The 24,397-nt window shown below is 56.0% G+C and carries 21 protein-coding genes; 12 read left to right on the top strand and 9 right to left on the bottom strand.

The window, feature by feature from the left end:
- Positions 1–241: 241 nt before the first annotated feature.
- Both RBB82_RS22195 and RBB82_RS22190 read right to left on the bottom strand, forming a co-directional pair.
- The gene (locus tag RBB82_RS22195) at positions 242–640 is read right to left on the bottom strand and encodes a DoxX family protein (RefSeq protein WP_433972904.1); all 399 of its coding nucleotides are present in this window, start codon (positions 638–640) and stop codon (positions 242–244) included.
- A 52-nt stretch (positions 641–692) separates the two neighbouring features.
- The gene (locus RBB82_RS22190) at positions 693–1,622 is read right to left on the bottom strand and encodes an alpha/beta hydrolase (RefSeq protein WP_433972903.1); all 930 of its coding nucleotides are present in this window, start codon (positions 1,620–1,622) and stop codon (positions 693–695) included.
- A gap of 89 nt (positions 1,623–1,711) precedes the next feature.
- On the opposite strand from RBB82_RS22190, the gene RBB82_RS22185 reads away from it, so the two are divergent.
- The 3 genes from RBB82_RS22185 to carB all read left to right on the top strand — a co-directional run bounded on the left by RBB82_RS22185 (position 1,712) and on the right by carB (position 6,935).
- Positions 1,712–2,023, top strand: coding sequence for a Rieske (2Fe-2S) protein (locus RBB82_RS22185; RefSeq protein ID WP_433972902.1), 312 nt, complete (start codon positions 1,712–1,714; stop codon positions 2,021–2,023).
- Positions 2,024–2,415: 392 nt separating this feature from the next.
- Positions 2,416–3,555 carry a glutamine-hydrolyzing carbamoyl-phosphate synthase small subunit gene (gene carA / locus RBB82_RS22180; protein WP_433972901.1) on the top strand — a complete coding sequence of 380 codons (1,140 nt, stop codon included), beginning with the start codon at positions 2,416–2,418 and terminating at the stop codon, positions 3,553–3,555.
- 68 nt (positions 3,556–3,623) lie between these two features.
- The gene (gene carB / locus RBB82_RS22175) at positions 3,624–6,935 is read left to right on the top strand and encodes a carbamoyl-phosphate synthase large subunit (protein ID WP_433972900.1); all 3,312 of its coding nucleotides are present in this window, start codon (positions 3,624–3,626) and stop codon (positions 6,933–6,935) included.
- A 13-nt stretch (positions 6,936–6,948) separates the two neighbouring features.
- On the opposite strand, the gene RBB82_RS22170 is transcribed toward carB, so the two are convergent.
- Positions 6,949–7,431: a hypothetical protein gene (locus RBB82_RS22170; RefSeq protein WP_433972899.1), complete on the bottom strand. Its 483-nt coding sequence runs from the start codon at positions 7,429–7,431 to the stop codon at positions 6,949–6,951.
- 132 nt (positions 7,432–7,563) lie between these two features.
- Between RBB82_RS22170 and RBB82_RS22165 the strand changes: the two genes are divergently transcribed.
- Positions 7,564–8,622, top strand: coding sequence for a dihydrodipicolinate synthase family protein (locus RBB82_RS22165; RefSeq protein ID WP_433972898.1), 1,059 nt, complete (start codon positions 7,564–7,566; stop codon positions 8,620–8,622).
- Between the two features lie 6 nt (positions 8,623–8,628).
- On the opposite strand, the gene RBB82_RS22160 is transcribed toward RBB82_RS22165, so the two are convergent.
- The 6 genes from RBB82_RS22160 to RBB82_RS22135 form a co-directional block, all read right to left on the bottom strand.
- Positions 8,629–9,618 (bottom strand): tetratricopeptide repeat protein, encoded by a 990-nt coding sequence (locus RBB82_RS22160; protein WP_433972897.1) that lies wholly within the window; start codon positions 9,616–9,618, stop codon positions 8,629–8,631.
- 174 nt (positions 9,619–9,792) lie between these two features.
- A complete protein-coding gene (locus RBB82_RS22155) occupies positions 9,793–10,551 on the bottom strand; it encodes an OmpA family protein (RefSeq protein ID WP_433975440.1) in 759 nt (252 codons plus the stop codon).
- 84 nt (positions 10,552–10,635) lie between these two features.
- Positions 10,636–11,946, bottom strand: a complete 1,311-nt coding sequence (tolB, locus tag RBB82_RS22150; protein WP_433972896.1) for a Tol-Pal system beta propeller repeat protein TolB — start codon at positions 11,944–11,946, stop codon at positions 10,636–10,638.
- Positions 11,947–12,107: 161 nt separating this feature from the next.
- Positions 12,108–12,980, bottom strand: coding sequence for a TonB family protein (locus RBB82_RS22145; protein ID WP_433972895.1), 873 nt, complete (start codon positions 12,978–12,980; stop codon positions 12,108–12,110).
- The gene (locus RBB82_RS22140) at positions 12,919–13,332 is read right to left on the bottom strand and encodes an ExbD/TolR family protein (RefSeq protein WP_433972894.1); all 414 of its coding nucleotides are present in this window, start codon (positions 13,330–13,332) and stop codon (positions 12,919–12,921) included. Before RBB82_RS22140 ends, RBB82_RS22145 begins: the two co-directional genes overlap by 62 nt.
- A gap of 2 nt (positions 13,333–13,334) precedes the next feature.
- Positions 13,335–14,114, bottom strand: coding sequence for a MotA/TolQ/ExbB proton channel family protein (locus RBB82_RS22135; protein WP_433972893.1), 780 nt, complete (start codon positions 14,112–14,114; stop codon positions 13,335–13,337).
- A gap of 144 nt (positions 14,115–14,258) precedes the next feature.
- Here RBB82_RS22135 and recN point away from each other — a divergent pair, with 144 nt between their 5' ends.
- From recN to RBB82_RS22095, 8 genes are all read left to right on the top strand, one after another.
- Complete coding sequence (gene recN / locus RBB82_RS22130; protein ID WP_433972892.1) at positions 14,259–15,953, top strand: DNA repair protein RecN; 1,695 nt, start codon at positions 14,259–14,261, stop codon at positions 15,951–15,953.
- A 394-nt stretch (positions 15,954–16,347) separates the two neighbouring features.
- Positions 16,348–17,361: a 4-hydroxy-3-methylbut-2-enyl diphosphate reductase gene (locus RBB82_RS22125; RefSeq protein ID WP_433972891.1), complete on the top strand. Its 1,014-nt coding sequence runs from the start codon at positions 16,348–16,350 to the stop codon at positions 17,359–17,361.
- 29 nt (positions 17,362–17,390) lie between these two features.
- Positions 17,391–19,415: a squalene--hopene cyclase gene (shc, locus tag RBB82_RS22120; protein ID WP_433972890.1), complete on the top strand. Its 2,025-nt coding sequence runs from the start codon at positions 17,391–17,393 to the stop codon at positions 19,413–19,415.
- A 34-nt stretch (positions 19,416–19,449) separates the two neighbouring features.
- The gene (gene hpnH / locus RBB82_RS22115; protein WP_433972889.1) at positions 19,450–20,589 is read left to right on the top strand and encodes an adenosyl-hopene transferase HpnH; all 1,140 of its coding nucleotides are present in this window, start codon (positions 19,450–19,452) and stop codon (positions 20,587–20,589) included.
- 4 nt (positions 20,590–20,593) lie between these two features.
- Positions 20,594–21,040, top strand: coding sequence for a hypothetical protein (locus tag RBB82_RS22110; protein WP_433972888.1), 447 nt, complete (start codon positions 20,594–20,596; stop codon positions 21,038–21,040).
- Between the two features lie 84 nt (positions 21,041–21,124).
- The gene (hpnA, locus tag RBB82_RS22105; protein ID WP_433972887.1) at positions 21,125–22,135 is read left to right on the top strand and encodes a hopanoid-associated sugar epimerase; all 1,011 of its coding nucleotides are present in this window, start codon (positions 21,125–21,127) and stop codon (positions 22,133–22,135) included.
- A complete protein-coding gene (locus RBB82_RS22100) occupies positions 22,132–22,812 on the top strand; it encodes a phosphorylase (RefSeq protein WP_433972886.1) in 681 nt (226 codons plus the stop codon). Before hpnA ends, RBB82_RS22100 begins: the two co-directional genes overlap by 4 nt.
- The gene (locus RBB82_RS22095) at positions 22,812–23,927 is read left to right on the top strand and encodes a zinc-dependent dehydrogenase (RefSeq protein WP_433972885.1); all 1,116 of its coding nucleotides are present in this window, start codon (positions 22,812–22,814) and stop codon (positions 23,925–23,927) included. The genes RBB82_RS22100 and RBB82_RS22095 overlap by 1 nt, the downstream gene beginning before the upstream one ends.
- Positions 23,928–24,397: the final 470 nt, after the last annotated feature.

Genomic DNA, 24,397 nt, shown 5'->3' with positions numbered 1-24,397 from the left:
GTCTTCTGTTTATGGAATGTAAATATCTCAGGAATCCGTAAAAGTGGAAAAAATAGGACAACTTTTCTTCTGGAAGCGCGTCTTATTGGATGTAACACATTACAGTCGAGCTTGCAGTTCCCACGGCTTCGGCTTCCAATATCCGCAACAAGAGAACTCCCCACCACAATGTAAGGCTCCCAGAGTATCGGGAGCCTTCACTCCTTCTCATCCTTTTGGATGAGAAGAGCCTCCTGTTCAACTATGCGAAGCCGATCTTTCGGTCAAGTGCCAATGCTCCTGCGCCATAGAACAGCAGCATGATGGCCAGAGCTGCGAGGGCGAGGATGTAGTTGTAAATACCGAAGCCTTGATGGATGCCGACAGTGACGAACGCGGTCAACATATTGATCGCAACCAAAGCTGCGGCGAGGCGGGTGAGTAGGCCCACGATCAGTAAGATGCCGCCAAGAAATTCTGTGAAGGCGGAGACGTATCCGAGCCAGTAGGGAAGTCCAAGAGTGACGACGTAGTGTGCGTGGTGATGAAGTGCGCCAGCGGGTACGACCTTTTGGTATCCGTGGAATGCCATGGATGAGCCGAGGATGAGACGCATAAACAGCGCGCCAACAGGTTGAAGACTATTAAGCCATTTCGTCATAGGGAGCTTCCAATTGCAGAGTATCGCGGAGAACTCTTGAAAGGTGCGCGATCTAGCGAGTGGGTGTCGGGGTAGGTACGAGTTGGGGAACTGGTGCGGGCGGGAGGTATTGGTCGAGAAAGCGAGTGAGGGTTTGGCTGTAGAGAGTCTCGGAGGGAGAAGGGAGTTCGACGGTGAGTTTAGGGTCGGACGCGTGGAGAAAGCTCTCGTCTGGTGACGTGGTGCGGGAGATGAGGAGCTTGGGAGTTATTAAGGTGGAGAGTGGAGCGGCAAGAGGGAAGCGCTCGTGGAAGAGTAGGCTTACCGGGATGAGGCGGGAGCGGGGGTCGCGCTGTGCTATTTGGAGGAGGTCGGCGCGGGGGGCGTCGAGGACCAGGCCTGGAACGCTGGTGTGATCCGCGGCGAGTTCGGTCGCCAGGGCGGCGCCGACTCCTGTTCCGTAAGGAATGATCTGCGAGTCGGGAATGGCGCGCGATTTGGTGAGGTATCGCAACGCAGAGTCAGCATCGCTAGTCATGTTGAGTTGGCTGGGGCGAGTTGGAGTGCTCTGGCCGTAGCCGCGGTAGTCGAAGGCGAAGACGTTGAGGCCGATGTTGTGGAGGCTGGCGAGGGTTGGGATGGAGTCTGCGAGGGAGCCATCGGATCCAGGGAGGAAGAGGATTGTGGTGTGAGCGTAGCGGGCTCCGGGTGCGGAAGGAATCCACCAGCCGGCTAGCTGCGGGGTGGCGGATTCGTCGAGTCCGAAGTGGATGAGTTCGTATGGGATGCCGGCGATAGATGCGGGTGCGGACGAGGTGCGAGTTGGGTGCAGGACGAGTTGCCACTGGCCCTGGTAGAAGAGAAGGCAGAAGGTGAGGTAACCGCAGAAGAGAGCTGCGACGATGGTTGCGGCGATGGCCTTCACCAGCCACATGGGACTGACGTCTTCGTACTGAACTTTGGGTGAAGGTTGCGTGTTTGGCTTCGGTGTCGGGCGGGGCATGAGTCAGCTTCTGTATCGACTTTAGCATTTGGTGGGGCGTCAACGAGCCGTTTGCTACGCTCTAAGATAGGCATAAGGGAGGATTCTGAGTGGCGCAGTGGGTCAGGTTGTGTGGATTGACGGAGGCTCCGCCGGTGGGAGGGGTGATGGAGGCCGAAGTCGATGGAGTGCAGGTGTGCTTAGCAAATGTGAATGGGGTGTTATCGGCGTTGGACAATATCTGCCCGCATCGACAGGGCCCGTTGGGTCAGGGATGGGTGGAGGGTGAGGCGGTAGTCTGTCCGTGGCACTCGTGGGCATTTAATGTGAAGACGGGTTTGGCGGAGTATCCGGCGCATGAGCGTGTGGATGTTTTTCCGCTGCGTGTTGAAGGACAAGATGTTCTGGTGGATATCGAATGATTTTGCCGGGTGGGGAATCAACGTCGGAACCCATCTAAAATTCAGACGAAATAAGTGATGATGACGGACGATGAGCCGATAGGCTGCTTGTATCGCCAGACCACTCGAAAGAGCGGCTGACTAAGAGGGAGTTCCACCATGAAGCTGCGTACCTTGTTTCTTGCTGCCATTGCGTTCGTTGTTCTTGCCGGTGCGGTTATTCCAGCAAGCGCTCGTTCCCGCCACCATCACCACCATCATCACCACAGCCACCGCTAGATTAGTTAATTTCCAGAGAAGGCTCGGCCATTGTGCCGAGCCTTTTTTGCGTGCGAAGGGATTTGCCCGTTGATCGGGATTTCAAGCGCGAATGCTGATAGAATCTATTAAATCCACTCCAGACAGGAGAGGCAATGCAGGCAATACTGGCGCTAGAAGATGGGCGCGTTTTTCGCGGTAAGAGTTTTGGCGCGCGGGCGGAATGCTCGGGCGAGGTGGTCTTCAATACATCACTGACCGGCTATCAGGAGATCTTTACCGATCCTTCTTACGCGGGTCAGATCGTGGTTCTGACAAATCCACATATTGGGAACTATGGAACGACACCGAGCGATGCGGAGGCTACACGGCCTTACATCGAAGGTCTGGTGACGCGCGAGTTTTCGCCGATGAGCTCGAACTGGCGTTCGACGCAGGTGGCAGATGAGTATCTGGAGCGCTATGGCGTGCCGGTGATCGCGGAGATCGATACGCGAGCGGTGGTGCGACATCTGCGGGCAAATGGTGTGATGCGCGGGGTGATTGCTTCGGGTGAGAATCTCGACGTGGATGCGCTGGTGGCAAAGGCGCGGGCGATCAAGAAGATGGAAGGGACCGATCTCGCGAGTGTTGTGAGCACGAAGGTCGCCTATGAGTGGGATGCGAACGAGCCTAAGAATCAGACGGGCGATTCACTGTTGACGGCGGCGCTTGGCGAAGATGAAAAGCAGATGCATGTTGTGGCATACGACTTCGGCATCAAGGAAAATATTCTACGGATGTTGACGCGTGAGAACTGCCGCGTGACTGTGGTGCCGGCGAAGACCTCTGCGCAAGATGTGCTGGCGATGGAACCGGATGGAGTGTTCTTCTCGAATGGGCCGGGAGATCCGGAGCCGCTGGAGTATGCAGTTGAGAATGTGAAGCAGTTGCAGGGGAAGAAGCCGATCTTCGGGATCTGCCTGGGACATCAGATCTTTGGGCTCGCGTTGGGCGGCAAAACTTACAAGTTGAAGTTTGGGCACCATGGTGGCAACCACCCGATCATGAATCATCAGACGGGGAAGGTTGAGATTACGGCTCAGAACCATAACTTCAACGTGGACCCCGATTCGCTGCCGGCCGATGTTGAGAAGACGCATACGAATTTGAACGACCAGACACTGGCGGGGTTGAAGCATAAGACCGACCCGATGTTCAGTGTGCAATACCATCCGGAGGCTAGTCCGGGGCCACATGACTCGCATTATCTCTTCAAAGATTTTAGGAAGATGATGGAAGAGTTCAAAAAATAAAGCTAAAAAGCGCGGCTTTGGTCGCGCATTTTTTCGGCGCAAATGAGATTGAGCAAGGAAGACGAGATATGCCGCGTAGGAATGACATTGCGAAGATTCTGGTGATCGGCTCGGGGCCGATTGTGATTGGGCAGTCGGCGGAGTTCGATTACTCGGGGACACAGGCTTGTAAGGCGCTGAAAGCTGAGGGTTATGAAGTGGTGCTGGTGAATTCGAACCCGGCGTCGATTATGACCGATCCAGAGGTGGCGGACCGAACGTATATTGAGCCGTTGACTGCCGACTATCTCGAGGAGATTCTTCGGGTCGAGAAAGAGATGCTTGACCCGGATGGCCTGGGTGGCAAGGGTAAGTTTGCAGTGCTGCCTACTGTAGGTGGGCAGACGGCTCTGAATCTTGCGGTGGATCTTGCGGATTCGGGTGTGCTGGATAAGATGGGCGTCGAGTTGATTGGCGCAAAGCTTGAGGCTATTAAGAAAGCGGAAGACCGGCTGCTGTTCAAGGATGCGATGACGAAGATCGGGCTCGATATGCCGCGATCTGCGCTCATCAATAACATCCGCGATGGGCTGGAGTTCGCCGCGAAGATTGGTTTCCCTGTTGTGATTCGGCCTTCATTTACCTTGGGTGGCTCGGGTGGCGGAATTGCATACAATCGCGAAGAGCTGATGGAGATATTGTCGCGTGGGCTCGATCTTTCGCCGGTGCATGAGTGCTTGCTGGAAGAGAGTGTGCTGGGTTGGAAGGAGTACGAGTTGGAGGTGGTGCGTGATTTGAACGATAACGTCATCATTATCTGCTCGATTGAAAACTTCGACCCGATGGGCGTGCATACTGGCGATTCAATTACGGTGGCGCCGGCGCAGACGTTGACGGATCGCGAGTACCAGGCAATGCGGGATGCGGCGATTCGAGTGATTCGTGAGATTGGCGTGGAGACCGGTGGGAGCAATGTGCAGTTCGCGGTGAATCCGGTGAACGGGCGGATGACGGTGATTGAGATGAACCCGCGAGTGTCGCGGTCGTCTGCGCTTGCTTCGAAGGCAACGGGATTTCCGATCGCGAAGATTGCTGCTCGGCTGGCGGTGGGTTACACGCTGGATGAGATTCAAAACGACATTACGAAGGCTACGCCGGCTTGCTTTGAGCCGACGATTGATTATGTCGTCGTGAAGATTCCGAAGTGGCAGTTTGAGAAGTTTCCTGGTGCGGATGAGAGCCTTGGACCGCAGATGAAATCGGTCGGAGAGGTGATGGCGATCGGGAGAACCTTCAAGGAAGCGATGATGAAGGCGGTGCGGTCGCTCGAGACGGGCAAGAAGGCTACTGCAGATGACATTGAACCTCGTCGGCTGACACAGCGGTTGGTGACTCCGCATCCGGAGCGGCTGAACTATGTTCGCTATGCATTTGAGCGGGGGATGACGGTGCGTGAGGTTGCGCGCATGACGTCGATGGACCCATGGTTTCTATATCAGATGAAGCAGATCACGGATGAGATCAAGGCTGTGGGCGGATTGGCCATGGCTGAGGTGACGGCAGAGCAGTTGCGTGCTGCGAAGCGGATGGGGATTTCGGATGAGCGATTGGCCGCAAGTTGGGGCTTGAAAGGGGCTGAAGGTACTGCGGCGGTGCGGGCTCTGCGGAAGAAGCTGAACGTGATGCCGGTGTACAAGATGGTGGATACATGCGCGGGTGAGTTTGAGAGCTACACGCCTTATCTTTACAGTTGCTATGACGAAGAAGATGAGGCGGCCCCGACGACAAAGAAGAAGATTTTGATCCTGGGGAGCGGACCGAACCGGATTGGGCAGGGCATTGAGTTCGATTACTGCTGCTGCCATGCGGCGTTTGCGCTACGCGAGGACGGGTACGAGACCATTATGGTCAATTGCAATCCGGAGACAGTGTCGACCGACTATGACACGAGCGACCGGTTGTACTTTGAGCCGTTGACGCTGGAGGATGTGCTTGGAGTGTATGAGCATGAGGCCACGTCGGGCGCAGAGATCGGGATGATTGTTCAGTTTGGTGGGCAGACTCCGCTAAATCTCTCGTTGCCACTGAAGAAGGCCGGTGTGCCGATTATTGGAACCTCGCCGGAGTCGATCGATCTTGCGGAGGATCGCAAACGATTTGGGAAGCTGATCGAAGAGCTTAAGATTCCGCAGCCTGAAGGTGCGATGGCGACCAGCGTGGAGGAAGCAGTTGCCGGCGCGAATCGCGTGGGGTATCCGGTGCTGGTGCGGCCGTCGTATGTGCTGGGCGGACGTGCGATGGTGATCGCCTATGACGATGAGTCGATCGTGCAGTATATGTCGACGGCGATTGAATACTCGCAGGAGCGGCCGGTGTTGATCGACCACTTTCTAGAAGATGCCGTCGAATGTGACGTGGATGCGCTGTGCGACGGCGATGACGTACTGATCGCAGGGATCATGCAGCATATCGAAGAGGCGGGTATTCACTCCGGCGACTCTTCCTGCGTGTTGCCGGCGGTCGATCTCAGTGACGATGTACTGCGTACGATTCGCGAATACACGCGTAAGCTGGCGATGGCGTTGAGTGTGCGTGGATTGGTGAACATTCAATTCGCTATTCAACGTGGGACGGTGTATGTGATCGAGGTAAACCCTCGAGCTTCGCGTACTGTACCTTATGTTTCGAAGGCGACGGGGATTCCGCTGGCGAAGATCGCTTCGCGCATTATGGTGGGGCGGAAGTTGAAGGAGCTACTGCCAGAACAGGTGGAGAGCGGTACGGACCTGGATACCGGTTCGCATTACTTCGTGAAATCACCGGTATTTCCATGGGGTAAGTTTCCGGGAGTCGATACCGTGCTTGGACCGGAGATGAAGTCCACTGGCGAGGTGATGGGTGTCGCGGATAACTTCGGTGAGGCGTTCGCCAAGGCGCAGATTGCGGCTGGACAGGTGCTTCCATTGCAAGGGACGATATTTCTGAGCGTCAACGACCACGACAAGGAAGGCGCGGTTTCGTTAGCGCGTCAGTTTGTGGAGATGGGATTCCATCTGGTGGCAACGCATGGCACTGCAATTGTGCTGGAACAGGCTGGGCTGCAGCCGGAGCGCGTATATAAGGTAAAGGAAGGGCGACCGAACGTCGTCGACCTGATCAAGGGAGATCGAATTCAGCTGATCGTCAATACTCCGCGGGGACAAGATACATTTTTCGACGAGAAGGCGATTCGACGCGCTGCTGTGATGGCGCGTATTCCTACGATTACCACGTTAGCTGCGGCGCGGGCAGCTGCAGAGGGTATCTCTGCGCTTCAGGAAGGTACGTTGAGCGTAGTTGCCTTGCAGACATTGCATGCGGAGCGGATTGCGGAGAACGAAGCTGTCAATAGCCTTAAATAGTGGATGCAAACGGTTAGGGTTCGAGCGCTAACTTTGCACCGATGGCATATGCGATCATCGAGAGCGGAATCCAGGCACCGACGAGGATGCCGTCCCCTCCCATGAGTCCGCTGCCGTGGTCGAAGCTGAAGAAGGTGCGCCAGAGCTTTTCGACAGCGCCGCAGTTCTCGCAGAGGCCATTGCCGGTGGGAAGACCGAGTACCCAGACGCAGACGATCGAGAAGATAACCAGGCCGGAGATCCAGGTGTAGCGCGCGATATTGTTGTGCTGCATGCGCGCAAGGATAAAACCGCCAAACATTGGAACGAGGCCGGCGAAGAAGGTCGCCAGCAACTTCGGGGCTGGAGAGTCCGGGTCTGGGTGATTGAGGGACATGACGCCTATGACAACTGCCAGCAGGGTGAAGGCGATGAACGTGTGCGTGAGAAAAGAGATGGCCTCACGACCAAGATCGCCAAGAGATTTATCCTGCGAGATATCGCGTCCGTTGGTCATGAGTATCAAAGTTGAGATTACTTGAACCGTGGAGTCCAGAAACGCCTTCCAATTACATCTTTCGTGTCATGTTGAACCGTATTGGTACTGCGTGGTTCGTCTGGTCGGGGCAATCGCTTTTAGAATAGAAAGATGCTGCTTGATGGGCTTCATCTGCCACTGACTACGCCGTTTTATTCAGACGGACGCCTCAACGTACCGAAGCTGGAACACAACGTTGCACGGTATTCCAAAACTCCAGTTGCCGGACTCGTTGCGTTGGGCGACAGCGCCGAGTCGACGCTGTTGTCGGAGGAGGAGACCCGACGGGTGCTTCGGAGCGTGGTTGGAGCGGCTGCGGACGAGAAGGTTCTGATCGCTGGAGTGTCGCGCGATAGCGTGGTCGGGACGCTTGATCTTGCGGGATGGGCGGCCGAGTTCGCCTACGATGCTGTGCTGGTGAGACGGCCTTCGATATTTCAAGCTTGCACTCGCGCAGGATCTGTAAAAGAGTTGTTGACATACTTCCAAGCCGTCGCCGATCGATCCCCGTTGCCGGTGATTCTTTGGAGTGGTGCGCCTCAAGATGGCCCACTGCTGCCGGTCGAGGCGATTGTTGAACTCTCAGGGCATCCGATGATAGTTGGGCTCGTAGATGGATCGGGTGATTTGGTGCGACAGGAGAGGCTAAAGGTTGGGACGGCAGAGGTGAAGCGTGATGTGACGGTCACGGCTGTATTTGCTGCTGTAACCCGAAGAATGCGGGCTCAACGAGGAGCAGGCGAGCTGATCTCGGCGTCTACGTTGACGGATGGTGGTGCAGCGCTGGCGGTGACGCCGACGAAGGTCGTGGCGAAGACACGCACGAAGGTGGTTGGCTTTCAGATATTGGCGGGACGTGTGGACGGGATGCTGGAGGGGGTAAAAGCGGGGGCGGTAGGGGCTATGCCGGGCTTTGCGGCAGCCGCACCACAGGCGTGCTATGAGGTGCTGGCTGCTTGGAAAGACGGCGATGAGGGATTGGCGAGGGAGAAGCAGGAACGTTTGGCGGATGTCGCCAAAAGGGTGGAAAGAGATATGGGTGTGGCAGGCATCAAGTTTGGATGCGATTTGAATGGTTATTTTGGGGGATGGCCGCGTCTTCCGTTATTACCGTTGGCCGGGGCGGAACGGGCTGAGATCGAGGGTTTGATGCAGGGGATGCGTCACTGAAGACGCCTAATGCTTGGGAGTGACTGGGATGCTCATACCGCTGAGCTTGCTGCGGGCTTGCATGGCCTCGGGTGAGTTGGGGAAGCGTTGGATGAGGGTGCGGAACTCTTTTACACCGGCGTCGGTTTGTTTGAGAGCTATTAATGCCATGCCTTTGTGAAGGTGTGAGACGGGAACCTTGTTACTGTCGGGGTATTGCTGAAGAACGCTGTCGTAGGACTTAATGGAGGATTGATAGCGACCGTCACGATAGTCGACCTCCGCCTGATAGTAGTAGGAGTTTCCGGAGAGCGGGTTGTCGGGGTAGTTCTTGACGACGTCGGAGAACTCGGAGGCTGCGAGGGCATACTTGGCGGCCATGTAGTCGCCAAGAGCTGTCTTGTAAAGGTCGTCGGCAGGGGGTACGGCGGGACCTGCTGGTTCTGCTGCGAGCGGCACATTCGCTGAGGGCTTACCTTTTCTTACGACGGGGGCCGGTCCGGTTGTGGGGGTGTCTGCAGCAGGGGTTGCCGGTGCTGGTGAGGGCGACCCACCCGATGCGGGTGCGTTCTGCATGTTGGCGCTCATGGACTGTTGCTGTCCCTGGACATCCTGCATGAGCTTCTGGAGTGTTGCGAGGCGTGCCTTGATCTCGTCAACGGAGTCGTTCAAGGACTGAATCTGGCCGGAGACCTGATCGCTCTTGGTGCTTTGCGCCTCATGCTGAGCCTGCATCTGCTTCTGCAAAGACTCGACGCTAATAGCCATCTTATTGACGGAGTCGGCGCTCTGCTGGATGAGATCTTTCATGACACCCATGCGCTCGTCGTTGGACTGCTGAAGGCGGGCGACCGCATCCTGTAGCTGCTGAATCTGGGTTTGGAGCTGCACCATGTCCTTGCTGACGGCAAATGCCGGAGAGGAGCACAAGAGAGCACCGGCTAACAGCGCAGAGGAGGTGAGGCGCATTGACGTTTGAGCGAATTTCGAGCGGAGTGATTGTTTGGGTTGGATCATGGTTTAAAGTGCGCTCGGCTTTCTGTCTCCCAGTCGGCCCGTTCGCGAACAAAGCCCGGGCCGAACGGGAGTCGCGGTCAGATTAGCAGAAACCCCTGTCTCAATGGAGAGACAGGGGGCACCTGAAGTCCGAGGTGCTAAGCATGTTGCAGTTTAGTCGCGTTGACGATCAGATTAGCGATCGAGGGAGAACTGTGCCCTGCGATTCTGCTGCCAGCAGCTTTCATCCTGCTCGGTGCAGAACTGCTTCTCTTTGCCGTAGCTGATGACGCGAAGGCGGCTTGCAGAGACACCTGCTGAGACCAATGCAGTACGCGCTGCGTTGGCGCGGTTTTCGCCAAGGGCCAGGTTGTACTCAGCAGAACCGCGATCGTCGCAGTATCCGCCGATGACAACCTTGATAGCAGGGTGCGCAGTGAGGTAAGAGGCTGCCTTGGCGGCCGCTGCAGTGGCGTCGGGACGTAGATCGAAGCTGTCATAGTCGAAGAAGACATCCTGAACGTTCTGGTGGAAGGCAGCTTCGGTTCCCATGTCTGTGTCAGTGGGCGCCGGGGCCGTTGGCGCTACGGGTACGCGGACAGTTACACGGACGTTCGCTTCAGTTGTGCCACCATCGCCCTTGGCGGTGAGGTGGAAGTTGGTCGAGTTCGAGGGCGACACGGTCTGGGTGCCGTTTGCATTCACTTCGCCGATACCGTCGATGGTGACTACAGCAGCGTTCTGGGTGCGCCAGTTGAGAACAACAGTCTGACCGAGGTCGATAGCTCCCGGATCGGCTGTAATTGTGGCAGTGGGCGCGGCGGCAGGCGGCGCTGTAGCCGGTCCGAGCGCATTGGGATCTATGCCGCTGGCTTTTTTGTGGCAGCCTGTTACTGCACCGATTGCTACGAGTGTCGCGACCATAACCATGGTCTTGCGAATTTTTACTTGCATTGCATTCATCACTAATCTCCTACCGATCGTTAATAAGTCAAAAATCAAAGTTGTCTGCGAGATGGTTCCGCAGGGAATAACTGCTTACTTCCAACTCCAGTTGGGCATATCGGCACCAGCGCCGGTAAGCGCACGCTTCTGCGTGCCGTCTGCGAGCATGGTCCAGACCTTCATGTGACTGTCCTTTCCATCGGCGGAGTTGGCGTAGACGATGTGCCGGCCGTCGGGGGACCAGGAGGGGAAGTCGCAGCGGCCGCCGTCGTGGGTGAGCTGAATCCAGCGTTTGGTGGCGATCTCCATGACGTAGATATCCTGGCCGCCAGGTGCGCCAGGGCCATATTTGCGATCCCATGCAAAGGCAAGAAACTGGCCGTTGGGAGACCATGAGGGAGACGTCGCGTAACCGCCGTCGGTCATGCGCTGAACCGCAGAGCCGTCAGTGTCCATGATGTAGAGCTGCGGGAGGCCGGTGCGTCCGCTGATCCAGGCGATCTGCGAGCCTGTGCGCGGATTGAAGACGGGCGAAACATCTGGGCCACGGAAGCTGGTGACTCGGCGTGAGACATTGCCATTTGCGTCGGAGATCCAGATCTCCGGGTCTCCGCTGCGGGAGGAGGAGTAGGCGATGTCTTTACCGTTGGGAGACCATGCCGGAGAGAGGTTGGTGCCTCCAACGGATGGGAAGTTGACCATACGGCCGAGCAGCATTGAGTACATGCGCACCTGAAAGCCGTCGCGACCGAGTGAGGAGAAGGCTAAGCGAGTGTTGTCCGGCGAGATTCGCGGAGAGAGCGAGACGCTGCCGAGGTGAGTGATAGGGTGCTGGTTGGCGCCGTCGTAGTCCATCTCCCAGATCTCTTTATCGGCGCCTCCGATCTTGACGTAGTAGATTTTGGTCTCTGCTATGCCTTGGCTGCCGCCACTGAGGCGGAAGATAATCTCGTCGGCGAAGCGGTGGGCTATCTGCCGTGCGGAGTCTTCGCTCGCGTCCTCGGTGTATTGCTTGGCAAGGATCTGGGGATATTGAAGGTTCTTCGCATCGAAGAGGAAGCCATTGCAGACGATCTTGCTGCCCTGGACGCCGAAGCTGCCGAAAGCAACCATCGCGGCGGAGGTCGGCGCTGCAGCCCATTGCTGCACGTTAATCTCGGCGGGAGCGCCCGGGGTCGACTGTGGCTGCAGGCTCTTGGAGACGATGTCGAAGATACCTGCGTTGGCCAGGTCGGCGTAGAGCGTTGAGTCGAAGGTGTGCTTAAACCCGGAGGCCAGCGGGTCAGCAGATGAAGGCTTGAAGTCCGCGACGGCTATGCGGATGTTGGAGACGCCACTTGAGGTCTCGGTCTTGAAAGTATCCTGCGCTCGAAGTGCGACAGTACACACGAAAAGAAGTAGCAAGGCTCCGCGGCAATAGAGCTGAGCGTGCCGAATGAGGGTCGTTCGTTTCAGGCTAAGCATTCTTACCTATGTTAGACGCAAAAACGTAGTGGCGGGATATTCGAGGGGTGTAGAAAGCCGTAATCAAAGGAATACTCCAGAGTCGAATTCGTGTTGAAAAACTATTGCGGATGAAGGTGAAACGTGTATTCGACAGTAATGTGATCGCCCTGCGGTAACGGACCGAAACCATCGACGCGCTGGACGGCGCGCGTGGCAGAGAGATCAAGCGTTGGTGAACCGCTGGGACTTTCAACATGGACATTGGATGGTATGCCTTCGCGGTTGATATCGAAGACAATGGTCGTGCTCTTGCCGAGGGAGGTGCGAGGATCGGCCTCCGCGGTGTACCAGTTCTGCGCGACCTTGCTGTTGACGATGTTGACGTAGTAGGCGAAGCGCGCGCCGAAGGTACGATCTGCGACAGAGACGCTGGCGGTGCCATTTTTGAGTTCCAACGTAGATTGAGCGATGCGCACGCCGGCGGTCTCTCCAGTGACGGCCTTGGTCGGCGGTGGTGTAACGGGCTGAATGTGTTTTGGCGGCGCCGGAGTTGGCTTGTCAGCAGTTTTGATGGGCTTCGTTATCTTTTCCGGGATGGCCACTTCGTTCGGAGCTGGCGGCGGCTCAGTTTTTTCTTTGGTGACTACCGGGGCTGGGCTCGGTGCTTCTGAAGTGAGGACGCCGGTGTCGAGCGTGCGCTGCGTTGGAGGGAGGGGGAGTGACGAGACCATGGTCGCCTGAATTGCTCCCGCGTTTGACGCGTTTTCTCCCCAGTTCATGCCTCGGCTGTGGAAGATAAATGCCCAGCCAAAGATGATGACAGCGATGAGACCGTGCAGGAACAGTGAGCCAACGAAGTTGGTGCCGAACCTGTCGCTGCTGTGGTATTCGTCATCGCCGAGTTTGAGTTGAGTGGCTATGGCGCACTCCTCACTTTTGAATCGGCTGGGTGACGATGCTGATATTGGTGATGCCGGCCTGCTTAACGGCATCCATAACCGAGGCGAAGGCGCCGAATGGCACACGTTCGTCGGCTCGCAGATAGATGATGCGTTTAGAAGGATCGGCCTTACTGTTGGTTTTGAGCAGCGTGGGGAGTTCGTTGACGTTGACGGGCTTGTCCTGAAGGAAGACGTTTTGCTCGCGGTCGATGGTGACGACCATGCGTTCCTCGGTGAGTTGATTAACGGTACGAGTCTTCGGAATCGCTACTTCAACACCTGACTGCAGCACGGGAGCAGTCAGCATGAAGATGAGTAAAAGCACAAGAACGACGTCGACCAACGGAGTGATGTTGATCTCGGCGAGCGTCGTCTGGGTGCGTCCCTTTGCGGAGAAAGCCATTGTTAGAACGTCCTCCGCCGCAGCTCTTCTGACTGCTGCTGTTGCGGCGGTGGTGTCAGCATGGCTGCGTTTTCAATTGCGTTGAGAAGTTCGCGACCAAAGTCGTCCATGCGTGCGCCGAACTCACGCAGGCGAGCAGTGAGTTGGTTGTAGCCGACGACTGCAGGGATGGCAACGACGAGACCGGCGGCGGTGGTGATGAGGGCCCCCGAGATACCGGGGGCGACAGCACGAAGGGTTGCTGCCCCCGCAGTGCCGAGGCCGTGGAAGGCGTCGATGATGCCCATCACGGTGCCGAAGAGTCCGATAAACGGAGCGATAGCGGCGATCGTGGCGAGCCAGGTCATGCGGCTCTCCATCGCGGTGAGGGCTTCGTTGGAGGCCGTCTGGGCGGCACGCTCGAGTGCAAGTGGGTTGCGAGGAAGGCCGCGTCCTCCGTTCTGTCGCTGATATTCGTCGTGAATCTCGGTGAATACGGCGACGAGTGGGCTGGGCTTGAACTGGTCGGCGACGGTGGCGATTTCGCTGAGTCGGGTTGATTTACGAAATGCGCGGACGAAGCGCTGGCTCTGTGTTTGAGCCTTGCTGAAGCTGGACCACTTGGAGAGCATGATCGTCCAGGAGAAAACGCTCGCGAGAAGCAGTATGACGAGCACCGCGAATGCCACCGGGCCGCTGTTGTGGACCATCTCCATGAGAGCGCTTCCATTTGCTGCGATAGGCGGTGCGCCTGTGGGGTCTTCCTGGAGTAAGTACAGAGCAAGGGCGAAGGTGCAGAGCATAGTTATTTATCCACCAGCCCTTAGTGTAAATCGTGAGTGAGTGAAATCACGGGGGAGCATCTGTTGTGGTGCAGGTTTTGTGTACTTATGATGGTTCACCGCGAGGTTTGCTATTCTCGCGATACGTCTTTGCCTGGGGACCTTATGCTGCTGGAGTTGCGTGCTGAAAACTATGCTGTGATCGACCGTGCGGTCGCAACGTTCGGACTTGGGCTGAATCTATTGACAGGTGAGACGGGTGCCGGCAAGTCGATTTTGATCGATGCGCTCGCGCTGTTGTTGGGGGGTAAGGCGTCGGCGGATGTTGTTCGCCATGGGGAAGAGAAGGCTGTTGTGGGGTGTGTCTTCGAGCTGACCCCGGGCGCAGCTGCAATTCTTGAAGCGAATGGGATTGATTCCGAGTCGGACCATATCTTGTTGAGGCGAGAGATTGCGATCAGCGGCAAGGGGCGTGTGTTCGTGAACAATCAGCCTGCCACCGTGGGGGTGTTACGGCAGCTTGCGCCTGAGCTAGCGCTGGTGCATTCGCAGGGGGAGACGCTGGGCTCGTTTGACCAGGCACAACAACGGAGTTTGCTGGACCGCTTCGGTGGGCCGAACACTGATACGGTTGCCGCAGCATTTACTACCTGGCGAGCGACTACGGACAAGTTGATTGAACTGCAGTCTGCTGAGCAGGATCGGCTGCGAATGGCTGATTTGTGGCGTTTTCAGAGCAAAGAAATTGATCAGGCCGGGTTGGTAGCGGAGGACGAAGACGTTCAGCTTGAGTCTGAGAAGCGTGTATTGGGGAATGCGGAGAAGCTTTATACCGCTGCGATGAGTGCGCATGAGTTGTTGTATGAGTCAGAGAGCTCTGCGGAGACTGCGCTGGGTGCGGCTTTGAAGCATCTGGAGGAGTTGGCACGGTATGACACTCGATTTCAGGAGCCGGCGCAACAGGTGGCCGCGGCGAAGGCAATTGTTGAAGATGTTGACGCAGAGGTTCGTGACTTTGCCGACAATGTTCATGCCGCTCCGGGGAGGCTGGAGGAGATTGAAGACAGGTTGGCTGCGCTCGATCGGTTGAAACGGAAGTATGGGCAGACATTGAAAGAGGTAATCGACTTTGGCACTGAGGCTGCGAGGCAGTTGGCTGAAGCAGAGAATCGAGATGCGCTCTTGGTGGAGTTGAAGGCAAAAGAGGAGCAGGATGCGGCGGCTTACCAGGCCGCTGCGGAGCACCTTACGGCCATCCGTCTTGAGGCAGCAAAGCGACTGGAGAAGTTGGCCGAGGCGCAGATCAACGATCTGGCGATGAGCACTCGCTTTGATGTTCGCGTGACTGCAGAGAGGTTGCCTGCCAGCTGGACCGCACATGGTTGGGATCAGGTTGAATACTTGATTGCCACGAACGCGGGAGAACCGTTGAAGCCGTTGCATGAGATCGCTTCGGGTGGCGAGATGTCGCGGGTCATGCTGGCACTGAAGGTGACCGTGGAAGAGGCTGCATCCGGGCCGACGGGGCGGAAGAAGAAGTCTGTCCTGCCGCGGACACTGGTATTTGACGAGATCGATATTGGGATCGGTGGACGGGCAGCCGAAGCGGTAGGCCGGAAGCTGAAGACTCTGTCCAAGGGCCAGCAGGTGCTGTGTATTACGCATCTTCCACAGATCGCAGCGTTTGGTGATCACCATTTCTTGATTGAAAAGACCGAGAGACGAGGGCGCACGCAAACGGAGGTTCGCCGAATGGAGGATTCAGAACGAACGCAGGAGATCGCTCGTATGTTGAGCGGGGCCAAGTTGACTGAGACGAGTCTTAAGCACGCCGAACATTTGTTAGAAAGTAGCCGGTGACGTCGGGGACTCGACATCCTGCGGCGCAGGATCTGCATCCGATGGGAGGATGAAGCAATTTAAGAGATCTTGGAGGATCAGACATGTCAACCGACGCTAACAAGAAGTGTGCCATGAGTGGCTGTCTCTGTACCCCGCCTGCAGGCCAAAAATACTGCTCAGCCTATTGCGAGACTGCGAAGAGTGAAACGAAGTTGCAATGTGACTGTGGTCATACAGCTTGTTCGAGTCAGAAACTCTAACGAGATGGAGCTAAAGCACATTGGTGATGCAGATTGTCTGGAAAAGTTTCCGTTTTCTTGAGTTTTTGATTGTGCTTTTGACCTGTCCAGGTTGCACCTAGAATGGTTCAATTCGGTTTATTATCGGCATTGGACGCGGTATACTGGTAGGCGTGACTACAACCACTCTTGACCGTGCTGCAATAGACGAAAGCGGCAGCAAAACGAAAACTAAGCGAGTCCTTCTTCTCAAGCCGCGCGGCTTTTGTGCTGGCGTTGTGCGGGCCATCGACATTGTGCAGATTGCGCTCGAGACGTTTGGCGCTCCGATCTATGTTCGTAAAGAGATTGTGCATAACAGCTATGTCGTGACCGACCTGGCGAAAAAGGGCGCGATCTTTGTTAACGAACTGGATGAAGTTCCTGAAGGTGCACGGGTTATTTACTCGGCCCATGGCGTGTCGCCAGCTGTGCGGGAGCGAGCCAAAGAGCGTGGCCTGAAGGTTATTGACGCGACGTGTCCACTGGTAACAAAGGTTCACGTTGAGGCGATTAAGTTTGCCAAGCAAGGCTATTCGCTTGTGCTGATCGGCCATCGCGATCATGACGAGATTGAAGGCACGCAGGGTGAGGCGCCGGACGTTACACAAGTTGTGTCGACCGTGCAGGAGGTTGCCGACCTCGTTGTACCGGATCCGAACCGTGTGGCTTACCTGACGCAGACTACGCTCTCGCTCGATGAGGCTCGGGATATGATTCAAGCCCTCAAGAACAAGTTCCCCAACATTGTTGGACCGCACTCGCAGGACATCTGCTATGCGACTGAAAATCGGCAAGTTGCGGTGAAGAACGTGGCGCATGGCGCAGATCTGGTGCTAGTGGTCGGCTCGACGAATAGTTCCAATTCGAACCGTCTCGTTGAAGTGTCGAAGAATCTGGATACAAATTCGTACCTGATCGACACGGCGGATGCTATTCGACCGGAGTGGCTCGATGGAGTAGATACGGTTGCTGTGACGGCCGGGGCTTCTGCTCCCGAGGTTCTGGTGAAGGATGTAGTCGAGTATCTCCAGACGATGGGTTATGGTTCGGTCGATGAGGTTGAAGTGATGCCAGAGAATGTTCGCTTCGGGTTGCCGCCGGAGATTGTTCAGGCCATTGCATCCGCTCCGCCAGTAAATCGGTAACAAGAATAGTAGAAGAGAGTTTGTTTTTCATGGGTATATCTGCAAGTAATCCGAAGGGCATCGATCAGCCGGCCCAGCCGCGTTTTGGTCGTATGGATGTTGGCCTGGAGCGCATTACGGACGGTGTCTCGCGCGCCAAAGACTGGCTATTCGGACAGCAGCATCCCGATGGATATTGGTGTGGCGAGCTTGAAGCGGATTCCATGTTGGAGTCTGATTACATCTTCATGCACACGCTGCTGGGTACCGGCGAGCCTGGCCGGATGGAACGTGCGATCAATGAGATTTTGCGTCATCAGAACGACGATGGAGGCTGGGGGTTGTTTCCTGGTGGGCCGTCGAATATTAGCTATGGGGTAAAGGCCTATCTTGCTCTGAAGCTGATGGGGTGGTCGAAAGATCATCCAGTGCTGGTGAAGGCCCGTGAGTGGGTGCTTGCGCATGGTGGCGTTGTAGAGTGCAACACCTTTACGAAGATCTATCTTTGCGCGCTTGGTCAATACGACTACGATGCGGTCCCTGCGATTCCACCGGAGATCGTCCTCTTTCCAAACTGGTGCTACTTCAACATCTACGAGATTTCTTCGTGGTCGCGCGGCATTCTCGTTCCGCTTTCGATTATCTATGCGAAGAAGCCGTTTAAGAAGCTACTTCCGGAGCAGGGTATTGAGGAGCTTTTCGTCGGTGGCCGCGAGAACGCAAATCTGCACCTGCGCTGGGATAAGAAGAAGCCATTGGGTTGGCGCAATTTTTTCCTTGCTTGTGATCGGATCGCGCATCTGGCGGAGCGGGTTCATATTCGGCCATTGCGTAAAGTTGCATTGAAACGAGCTGAAGCCTGGATGCTGGAGCGGTTTGAAAAGTCTGATGGGCTTGGTGCTATTTATCCGGCGATGTTGAACTCGATCGTGGCTCTCCGTTGCCTGGGACGTTCGGTGGACGATCCGCAGTTGATTCGCGCGCTCGATGAGTTTGAAAAGCTTGGTATCGATTGTCCTGATGGGACCGCTGATTATTCGACACCGACGTTTCGCATGCAGCCTTGCTTTCCGCCAGTGTGGGACACGGCCCAGGCGATGTATGCGCTTGGGGAAGCTGGCGTTCGCAGAGACGATCCGCGCATGTTGAAGGCTGCGGACTGGATTTTATCTAAGGAAGTACGCCAGAAGGGCGATTGGGCGGAGAAGGTAAAGAACGTCGAGCCAGGCGGCTGGTACTTCGAGTTTAACAATGAGTTTTATCCGGATGTTGATGATACCGGACAGGTTCTCCTTGCGCTTAATTCCGTTGAGAATCCACGAGAGCGATACCAGTATGACGCCTGCCAGCGTGCGTTGAACTGGATTTGGGCGATGCAGTGCAAAAACGGTGGCTGGGCGAGTTTCGATCGCGATAACACCAAAATGATCTTCCAGTACATTCCGTTTGCTGACCACAACGCGATGCTTGATCCACCGACAGTCGACATCACTGGGCGGATGTTGGAAATGCTGGCGCTCTATGGCGTTACGCGGAAAGATCCTCGCGTCGAGAAGGCAATTCAGTTCATTCTGAAAGAGCAGGAGCCCGACGGGAGTTGGTTTGGGCGCTGGGGCGTCAACTATCTCTACGGGACGTTCCTGGTGCTACGTGGTCTGGAGGCGATGGGCTTCTGGAACCATGAGCCAGCCGTGCAGCAGGCGGCGGAGTGGATCCGCATGGTGCAGAATGCGGACGGTGGATGGGGAGAGACGTGCGGTACCTACGACGATCCGAATCAGCGCGGGATTGGACCGAGTACGCCATCGCAGACGGCATGGGCTGTGCTTGGGTTACTGGCTGCCGGGGATACCCGTTCTGACTCTGTTGCGAAGGGCATTCGCTGGCTGGTTGACCGTCAGCATGAAGACGGTAGCTGGGATGAGCTTGTACCGGGACGTAACGGCGAGAGCTACTACACCGGAACCGGCTTTCCTCGCGTGTTTTATCTGGGGTACCACCTTTACAAGCAGTACTTCCCGCTGCTGGCGTTGACCACTTATGAGCGAGCAATGAAGAGCGGGGCGGCGCACTAAGCCGCATCAAGAATTTATCTGGAGGAGACACCTGATGGCAGTTCCAGTCTCGCAAGCCTGGACGGTTGCAACTTATGTACTAAAGCAGAAGCTGATGGGCCGAAAGAGGTATCCGCTCGTGCTGATGCTGGAGCCGCTGTTCCGCTGCAATCTGGCTTGCGCTGGCTGCGGAAAGATTCAGTACCCAGCACACATCCTGAAGTCAGAGCTTTCCCCTGAGGACTGCTTCAAGGCCGTGGAGGAGTGTGGGACGCCGATGGTATCGATTCCAGGCGGAGAGCCACTTCTTCATCCGAAGATGCCCGAGATTGTTGCCGGTCTGGTTGCGCGCAAGAAGTATGTTTATATGTGCACCAATGCCTTGCTGCTGAAAGAGAAGCTGCACTTGTTCAAGCCCAGCAAGTATCTTTCGTTCTCTGTTCACGTCGACGGCCAACGTGAGCACCACGATTTTTCTGTTTGTCGCGAGGGCGGTTACGATATCGCAATGGAAGGGGTGCGCGCAGCAGTCGCGGCTGGTTTCCGCGTCACCACAAACACGACTCTCTTTGATGGAGCCGATCCAAACTCTGTACGGGCTCACTTCGACGAGATGATGGCAGCGGGCGTAGAGAGCATGATGGTGTCGCCGGGTTACACCTATGACAAGGCTCCAGACCAAAATCACTTTCTGGGTAAAGCAAAGTCCCGCAGAATGTTTCGCGCTATTCTTTCCAATCGCAATAAGGAGTGGCGTTTCAATACCCATCCACTCTTTTCAGAGTTTCTGATGGGAAAACAAAACTTCGAGTGCACACCGTGGGGTATGCCGACTTTTAGCATCTTTGGCTGGCAGAAGCCTTGCTATTTGCTGCAGGATGGGTATGCGGACTCCTTTCAGGAGTTATTGGATACGACGAACTGGGAGAACTATGGCGCGAAGAGCGGCAATCCGCAGTGCGCGAACTGCATGGTGCACTCTGGACATGAGGCTTCTGCGGTGGACTACAACTTCAGCTCATTGAAGGGATTTTTTGTCACGGCGAAGAAGTATATGTTTTCGTCTCTGTATCCGGATGCAGGTGCGGAGAAGTTGCTCAATGAGTGGCGCCCGGAGCATACCAACCCATTGATCCAGATCCAAGCGTCCGCCAGTGCGGCCAAAACAGAACTGCAACCGATCTCGGGAGATTAGGCGCATGGCAACGGAGCAACAAGAGCACTTAAAGATCGATCAGTTGCGTCACCAAAGCGCTGACGAACTTGAACACATCGAAGGACGTGATCGGGAACAGCTCGAGGGCTGGATACCGGCGCTTGCGAATGATGGAGAGATTCGCGAGGCACTGGAAAAGGCTTTCGACTACCGCGGTGACATTACGATCACGCGCAAAGACGGATCCCAGGTTATTGGCTACCTCTTTGATCGAAGGCAGGGATCTTCGTTGGCGGACTCGTTCGTTCGTGTGATTCCCACCAATGCGCAGGCGAAGGTTAGCATCTCATACTCTGACATCGCGGCGCTTGCGTTTACCGGCCGGGATACAGCAGCGGGAAAAACCTTTGAAGCCTGGGTAAAGAAGTACTGGGAGAAGAAGGCAGCCGGTGAGCAAAACATCCAGATTGAACCGGAGAAATTGGACTAAGAGCACTATCGGGCGTAAAGTTTGCCGGGTGGTAGTTTAGCGTCCGTATATTCCGACTGTCGGTTCGATTGGAAAAGAGCGAAAGTGCGCGTATTTATTACCGGAGCGACAGGCTTCGTCGGAGGCCATGTGGCCAAGTGCTATGCGGCTGAAGGTGCAAGCCTTCGATTGCTGACACGTCAGACGAGTCGCTTGGACTCGCTTACCGGAATAAACGCAGAGATGGTGACTGGGGATCTGCGCGAACCGATGAAGCTACGGTCAGCGCTAGAAGGCTGCGATGCCTTAGTTCATGTCGCCGCGGATTATCGATTGTGGGTGCGTGACCCGGAACAAATGTATGCTGCGAACGTGACGGGAACACGAGAGCTTTTGAAGTTAGCTCGCGAGAGTGGCGTACCGCGTGTTGTTTATACATCGAGCGTCGCAACGATGGGTTTCAGGACGGACGGGACGATTGTGAACGAGGAGGCCCCAGTCTCATTGAAGGACATGATCGGGCACTACAAACGATCGAAGTTTCTGGGTGAGTTGGAGGCAGTTCGCGCCGCCGAAGCCGGGCAGCACGTGATCATTCTGAATCCCACTACGCCGATTGGGCCCGGGGATTTAAAGCCAACTCCGACGGGAAGGATTATCGTCGATTTTCTGAACAAGAACTTTCCGGCCTATGTCGATACGGGGCTAAATCTCGTTGATGTGAACGAAGTCGCGCGAATGCATGTGGCCGCGCTCGAACGCGGAACTTCCGGTGAGAGATATATCTTGGGCGGAGAAAATTTGACTCTCAAGCAGATCCTGGATCGTATGTCGGCCATCACTGGTCTACCTTCTCCGACGATGAAGGTGCCGCATGCAGTTGCAATGGTGTTCGCTTTTTTTGATGAAAACTTTACCGGTAGGCTCAGAGGGAAGGATCCGCGCGCTACCGTGGAAGCTGTACGGATGGGGAAAAAGATGATGTTTGCTTCTTCTGCGAAGGCTGAACGAGATCTTGGCTTCCGCGTGATTCCGATTTACGATGCAATGCGGTCGGCGATTGAATGGTTTGTTGCGCATGGGTATGCACCGGCGTACGACAAGCGGATGGCATGAAGGAATATCCGGCAATCATTGCTGCTCTACCCCGGGAGGTGAAGCACCTGGTTCGCGGGTGGAAGAAGCACACGCTGGCGGGGCGAGTTGTCGTGTACAGCAATGAGTATGCGGTTGTGGCGCATGCTGGTATGGGAGCTGAACGCGCTGCGATGGCTGTCGAGGCGGCGATGGCGGTTCGGCCGGTGACGGCGTTGGTGTCGGTTGGTTTGGCGGGCGGCTGCGATCCGGCGGTTCGGGTTGGGGATATCGTTCGCGCTGGCGTTGTGGTTGATACGCAATCGGGCGAGCGCTTCAGTAACTCGGAGTTTCGTCAGGTGTTGGTGAGTGCTACTCGTATTGCCAGCGTGCGAGAGAAGCAGAGGTTGTTTGCGTCGTATTCAGCGAGTGCTGTGGATATGGAAGCGGCGACGGTGGCTCGCATTGCGCAAGGGCACAACCTGCCGTTTCGTGCAGTGAAGGTCATATCGGACGATGCGAGCTTCGAGATGCAGGAGCTTGGTCGTTTCGCTACGAAGAATGGCCAGTTCCGTGAAGGAGCGTTTGCTGCGTATTCGGTGGTTCGGCCGCGACTCTGGTCGAAGCTTGGTCAGCTTGCGGGGAATAGCAAGATCGCGATTGAGGCGCTTACGGCAGAGCTGGAGAGCCAGCTAAACTGGTATAGGCAGAGAGACTGATGACTACGAATACTTTGACGGATCATTTGATGGATCAGCAGAAGACGGATCAGAACGTTCCAACGACCATGCGTGCTGCGGTGTATCGCGGTGTGAATGATGTTCGGGTTGAGACGATTGCTGTGCCTGAGATCGGCGCTGGCGAAGTGCTGGTGAAGATCCATAGCTGCGGGATTTGTGGGACTGATTTGAAGAAGATCCATACTGGCTCGCATGATGCGCCGCGTGTCTTTGGGCATGAGATGGCGGGAACGATTGTGCGGGTTGGGGACGGGGTGGATGGGTTTGCGGTGGGGGATCGGGTGATGGCGTACCACCATATTCCTTGTGGCGAGTGCTACTACTGCCGGAAGCAGACGTTTGCGCAATGTGAGGTCTATAAGAAGGTTGGGTGCACGGCTGGTTTTGCTCCTTCGGGTGGAGGATTTGCTGAGTACATTCGCGTGATGGACTGGATCGTGCGGCGTGGGTTGGTGAAGATTCCGGATGATGTTCCGTTCGAACAGGCTGCGTTTTTGGAGCCGGTGAATACTTGTTTCAAGGCTGTTCAGTTGCTTGGTTTGCAGGCTGATGAGACCGTTTTGGTGATTGGGCAGGGTCCGATTGGGGTTTTGCTGGCTGCGCTGGCTCGCAGGACGGGGGCTACGGTGCTGACCAGCGATCTCTATGCTGAGCGGCATGCGATTGCAGCGAGGTTTGGTCTTGATCATCCGCTTGATGCGCGGAGCGATGTAGCTGCGGCGGCGAAGCAGGCGACCGAGGGGCGCGGCGCGGATGTGGCTCTGCTGGCGGTTGGCAGCGACGCCCTGATCAAAGTTGCGATGGATGCGATTCGTCCGGGCGGGCGAGTGGTGCTCTTTGCTTCGACACAACATGGAGAGGCTCCCTTTGATCCTGCGGCTGTGTGTATGGATGAGAAGACCCTGATGGGGTCGTATAGTGCGTCGGTTGCGATCCAGGACGAGGTGACCCGGATGGTGTTCGATGGCTATCGTGACGGCTTCGACCTGACCAACCTGATCTCGCACCGGTTCTCCTTGGAGGATGTAGTTGCGGCGATCGATCTGGCATCGCATCCGCAGGCCGACTCGATGAAGATTGTGATCCAGCCTTGAGTGATGGGGGTACCCCCCTATATGCCGCGTGTAAATTCCTTTGTATGAGTAGCTTACGGCATGGTCGGTTTCGCAAAATCGTCATTCTAAAGGGGTTGCGTCCAAATTCGTCCAGGCAAAGGGGTTACGGGCGTTTCCTCCTCTCTCAATGAGAAAAGCCACGGAATGATCCGTGGCTTTTGACTTTCTATATCAAGTATAGCTGGTAGCGCATAACTCATACGCCACGCGAATGTGCTGGATTGGCGCGGGTATTTGCGTTTTGGGGGCTTGACAGCGTTTTTTTGGAGGAAAGCTTAAATGCAAACGGCAAAGGCGAAAGCAGATCCCTACGGGATGACAACAAAAAGGAACATGCAAAAGCAAGAGCAACGGCAAATACGGGGATCCTTCGACTGCGTTGCCCGCAAAGTGCTGCGAGCAACTCCGCTCGGATGACATGTGTTTTGGGTGGGGACAGGAGAACAAAC

The sequence above is a fragment of the Tunturiibacter lichenicola genome, assembly GCF_051013355.1.
GTDB lineage: Bacteria > Acidobacteriota > Terriglobia > Terriglobales > Acidobacteriaceae > Edaphobacter > Edaphobacter lichenicola_F.
The sequence above is the reverse complement of the archived record's forward strand: the minus strand, read 5'-3'. Positions and strand labels throughout refer to the sequence as shown.

Coding starts and splice junctions, on each gene's coding strand:
- RBB82_RS22135 (WP_433972893.1), bottom strand. CDS start 14,114: ATGCTCTGCACCTTCGCCCTTGCTCTGTACTTACTCCAGGAAGACCCC.
- RBB82_RS22145 (WP_433972895.1), bottom strand. CDS start 12,980: ATGCCGTTAAGCAGGCCGGCATCACCAATATCAGCATCGTCACCCAGC.
- carB (WP_433972900.1), top strand. CDS start 3,624: ATGCCGCGTAGGAATGACATTGCGAAGATTCTGGTGATCGGCTCGGGG.
- RBB82_RS22100 (WP_433972886.1), top strand. CDS start 22,132: ATGAAGGAATATCCGGCAATCATTGCTGCTCTACCCCGGGAGGTGAAG.
- RBB82_RS22165 (WP_433972898.1), top strand. CDS start 7,564: ATGCTGCTTGATGGGCTTCATCTGCCACTGACTACGCCGTTTTATTCA.
- shc (WP_433972890.1), top strand. CDS start 17,391: ATGGGTATATCTGCAAGTAATCCGAAGGGCATCGATCAGCCGGCCCAG.
- recN (WP_433972892.1), top strand. CDS start 14,259: ATGCTGCTGGAGTTGCGTGCTGAAAACTATGCTGTGATCGACCGTGCG.
- RBB82_RS22110 (WP_433972888.1), top strand. CDS start 20,594: ATGGCAACGGAGCAACAAGAGCACTTAAAGATCGATCAGTTGCGTCAC.
- RBB82_RS22155 (WP_433975440.1), bottom strand. CDS start 10,551: ATGCAAGTAAAAATTCGCAAGACCATGGTTATGGTCGCGACACTCGTA.
- RBB82_RS22140 (WP_433972894.1), bottom strand. CDS start 13,332: ATGGCTTTCTCCGCAAAGGGACGCACCCAGACGACGCTCGCCGAGATC.
- RBB82_RS22160 (WP_433972897.1), bottom strand. CDS start 9,618: ATGATCCAACCCAAACAATCACTCCGCTCGAAATTCGCTCAAACGTCA.
- RBB82_RS22095 (WP_433972885.1), top strand. CDS start 22,812: ATGACTACGAATACTTTGACGGATCATTTGATGGATCAGCAGAAGACG.
- RBB82_RS22195 (WP_433972904.1), bottom strand. CDS start 640: ATGACGAAATGGCTTAATAGTCTTCAACCTGTTGGCGCGCTGTTTATG.
- RBB82_RS22190 (WP_433972903.1), bottom strand. CDS start 1,622: ATGCCCCGCCCGACACCGAAGCCAAACACGCAACCTTCACCCAAAGTT.
- RBB82_RS22170 (WP_433972899.1), bottom strand. CDS start 7,431: ATGACCAACGGACGCGATATCTCGCAGGATAAATCTCTTGGCGATCTT.
- carA (WP_433972901.1), top strand. CDS start 2,416: ATGCAGGCAATACTGGCGCTAGAAGATGGGCGCGTTTTTCGCGGTAAG.
- hpnH (WP_433972889.1), top strand. CDS start 19,450: ATGGCAGTTCCAGTCTCGCAAGCCTGGACGGTTGCAACTTATGTACTA.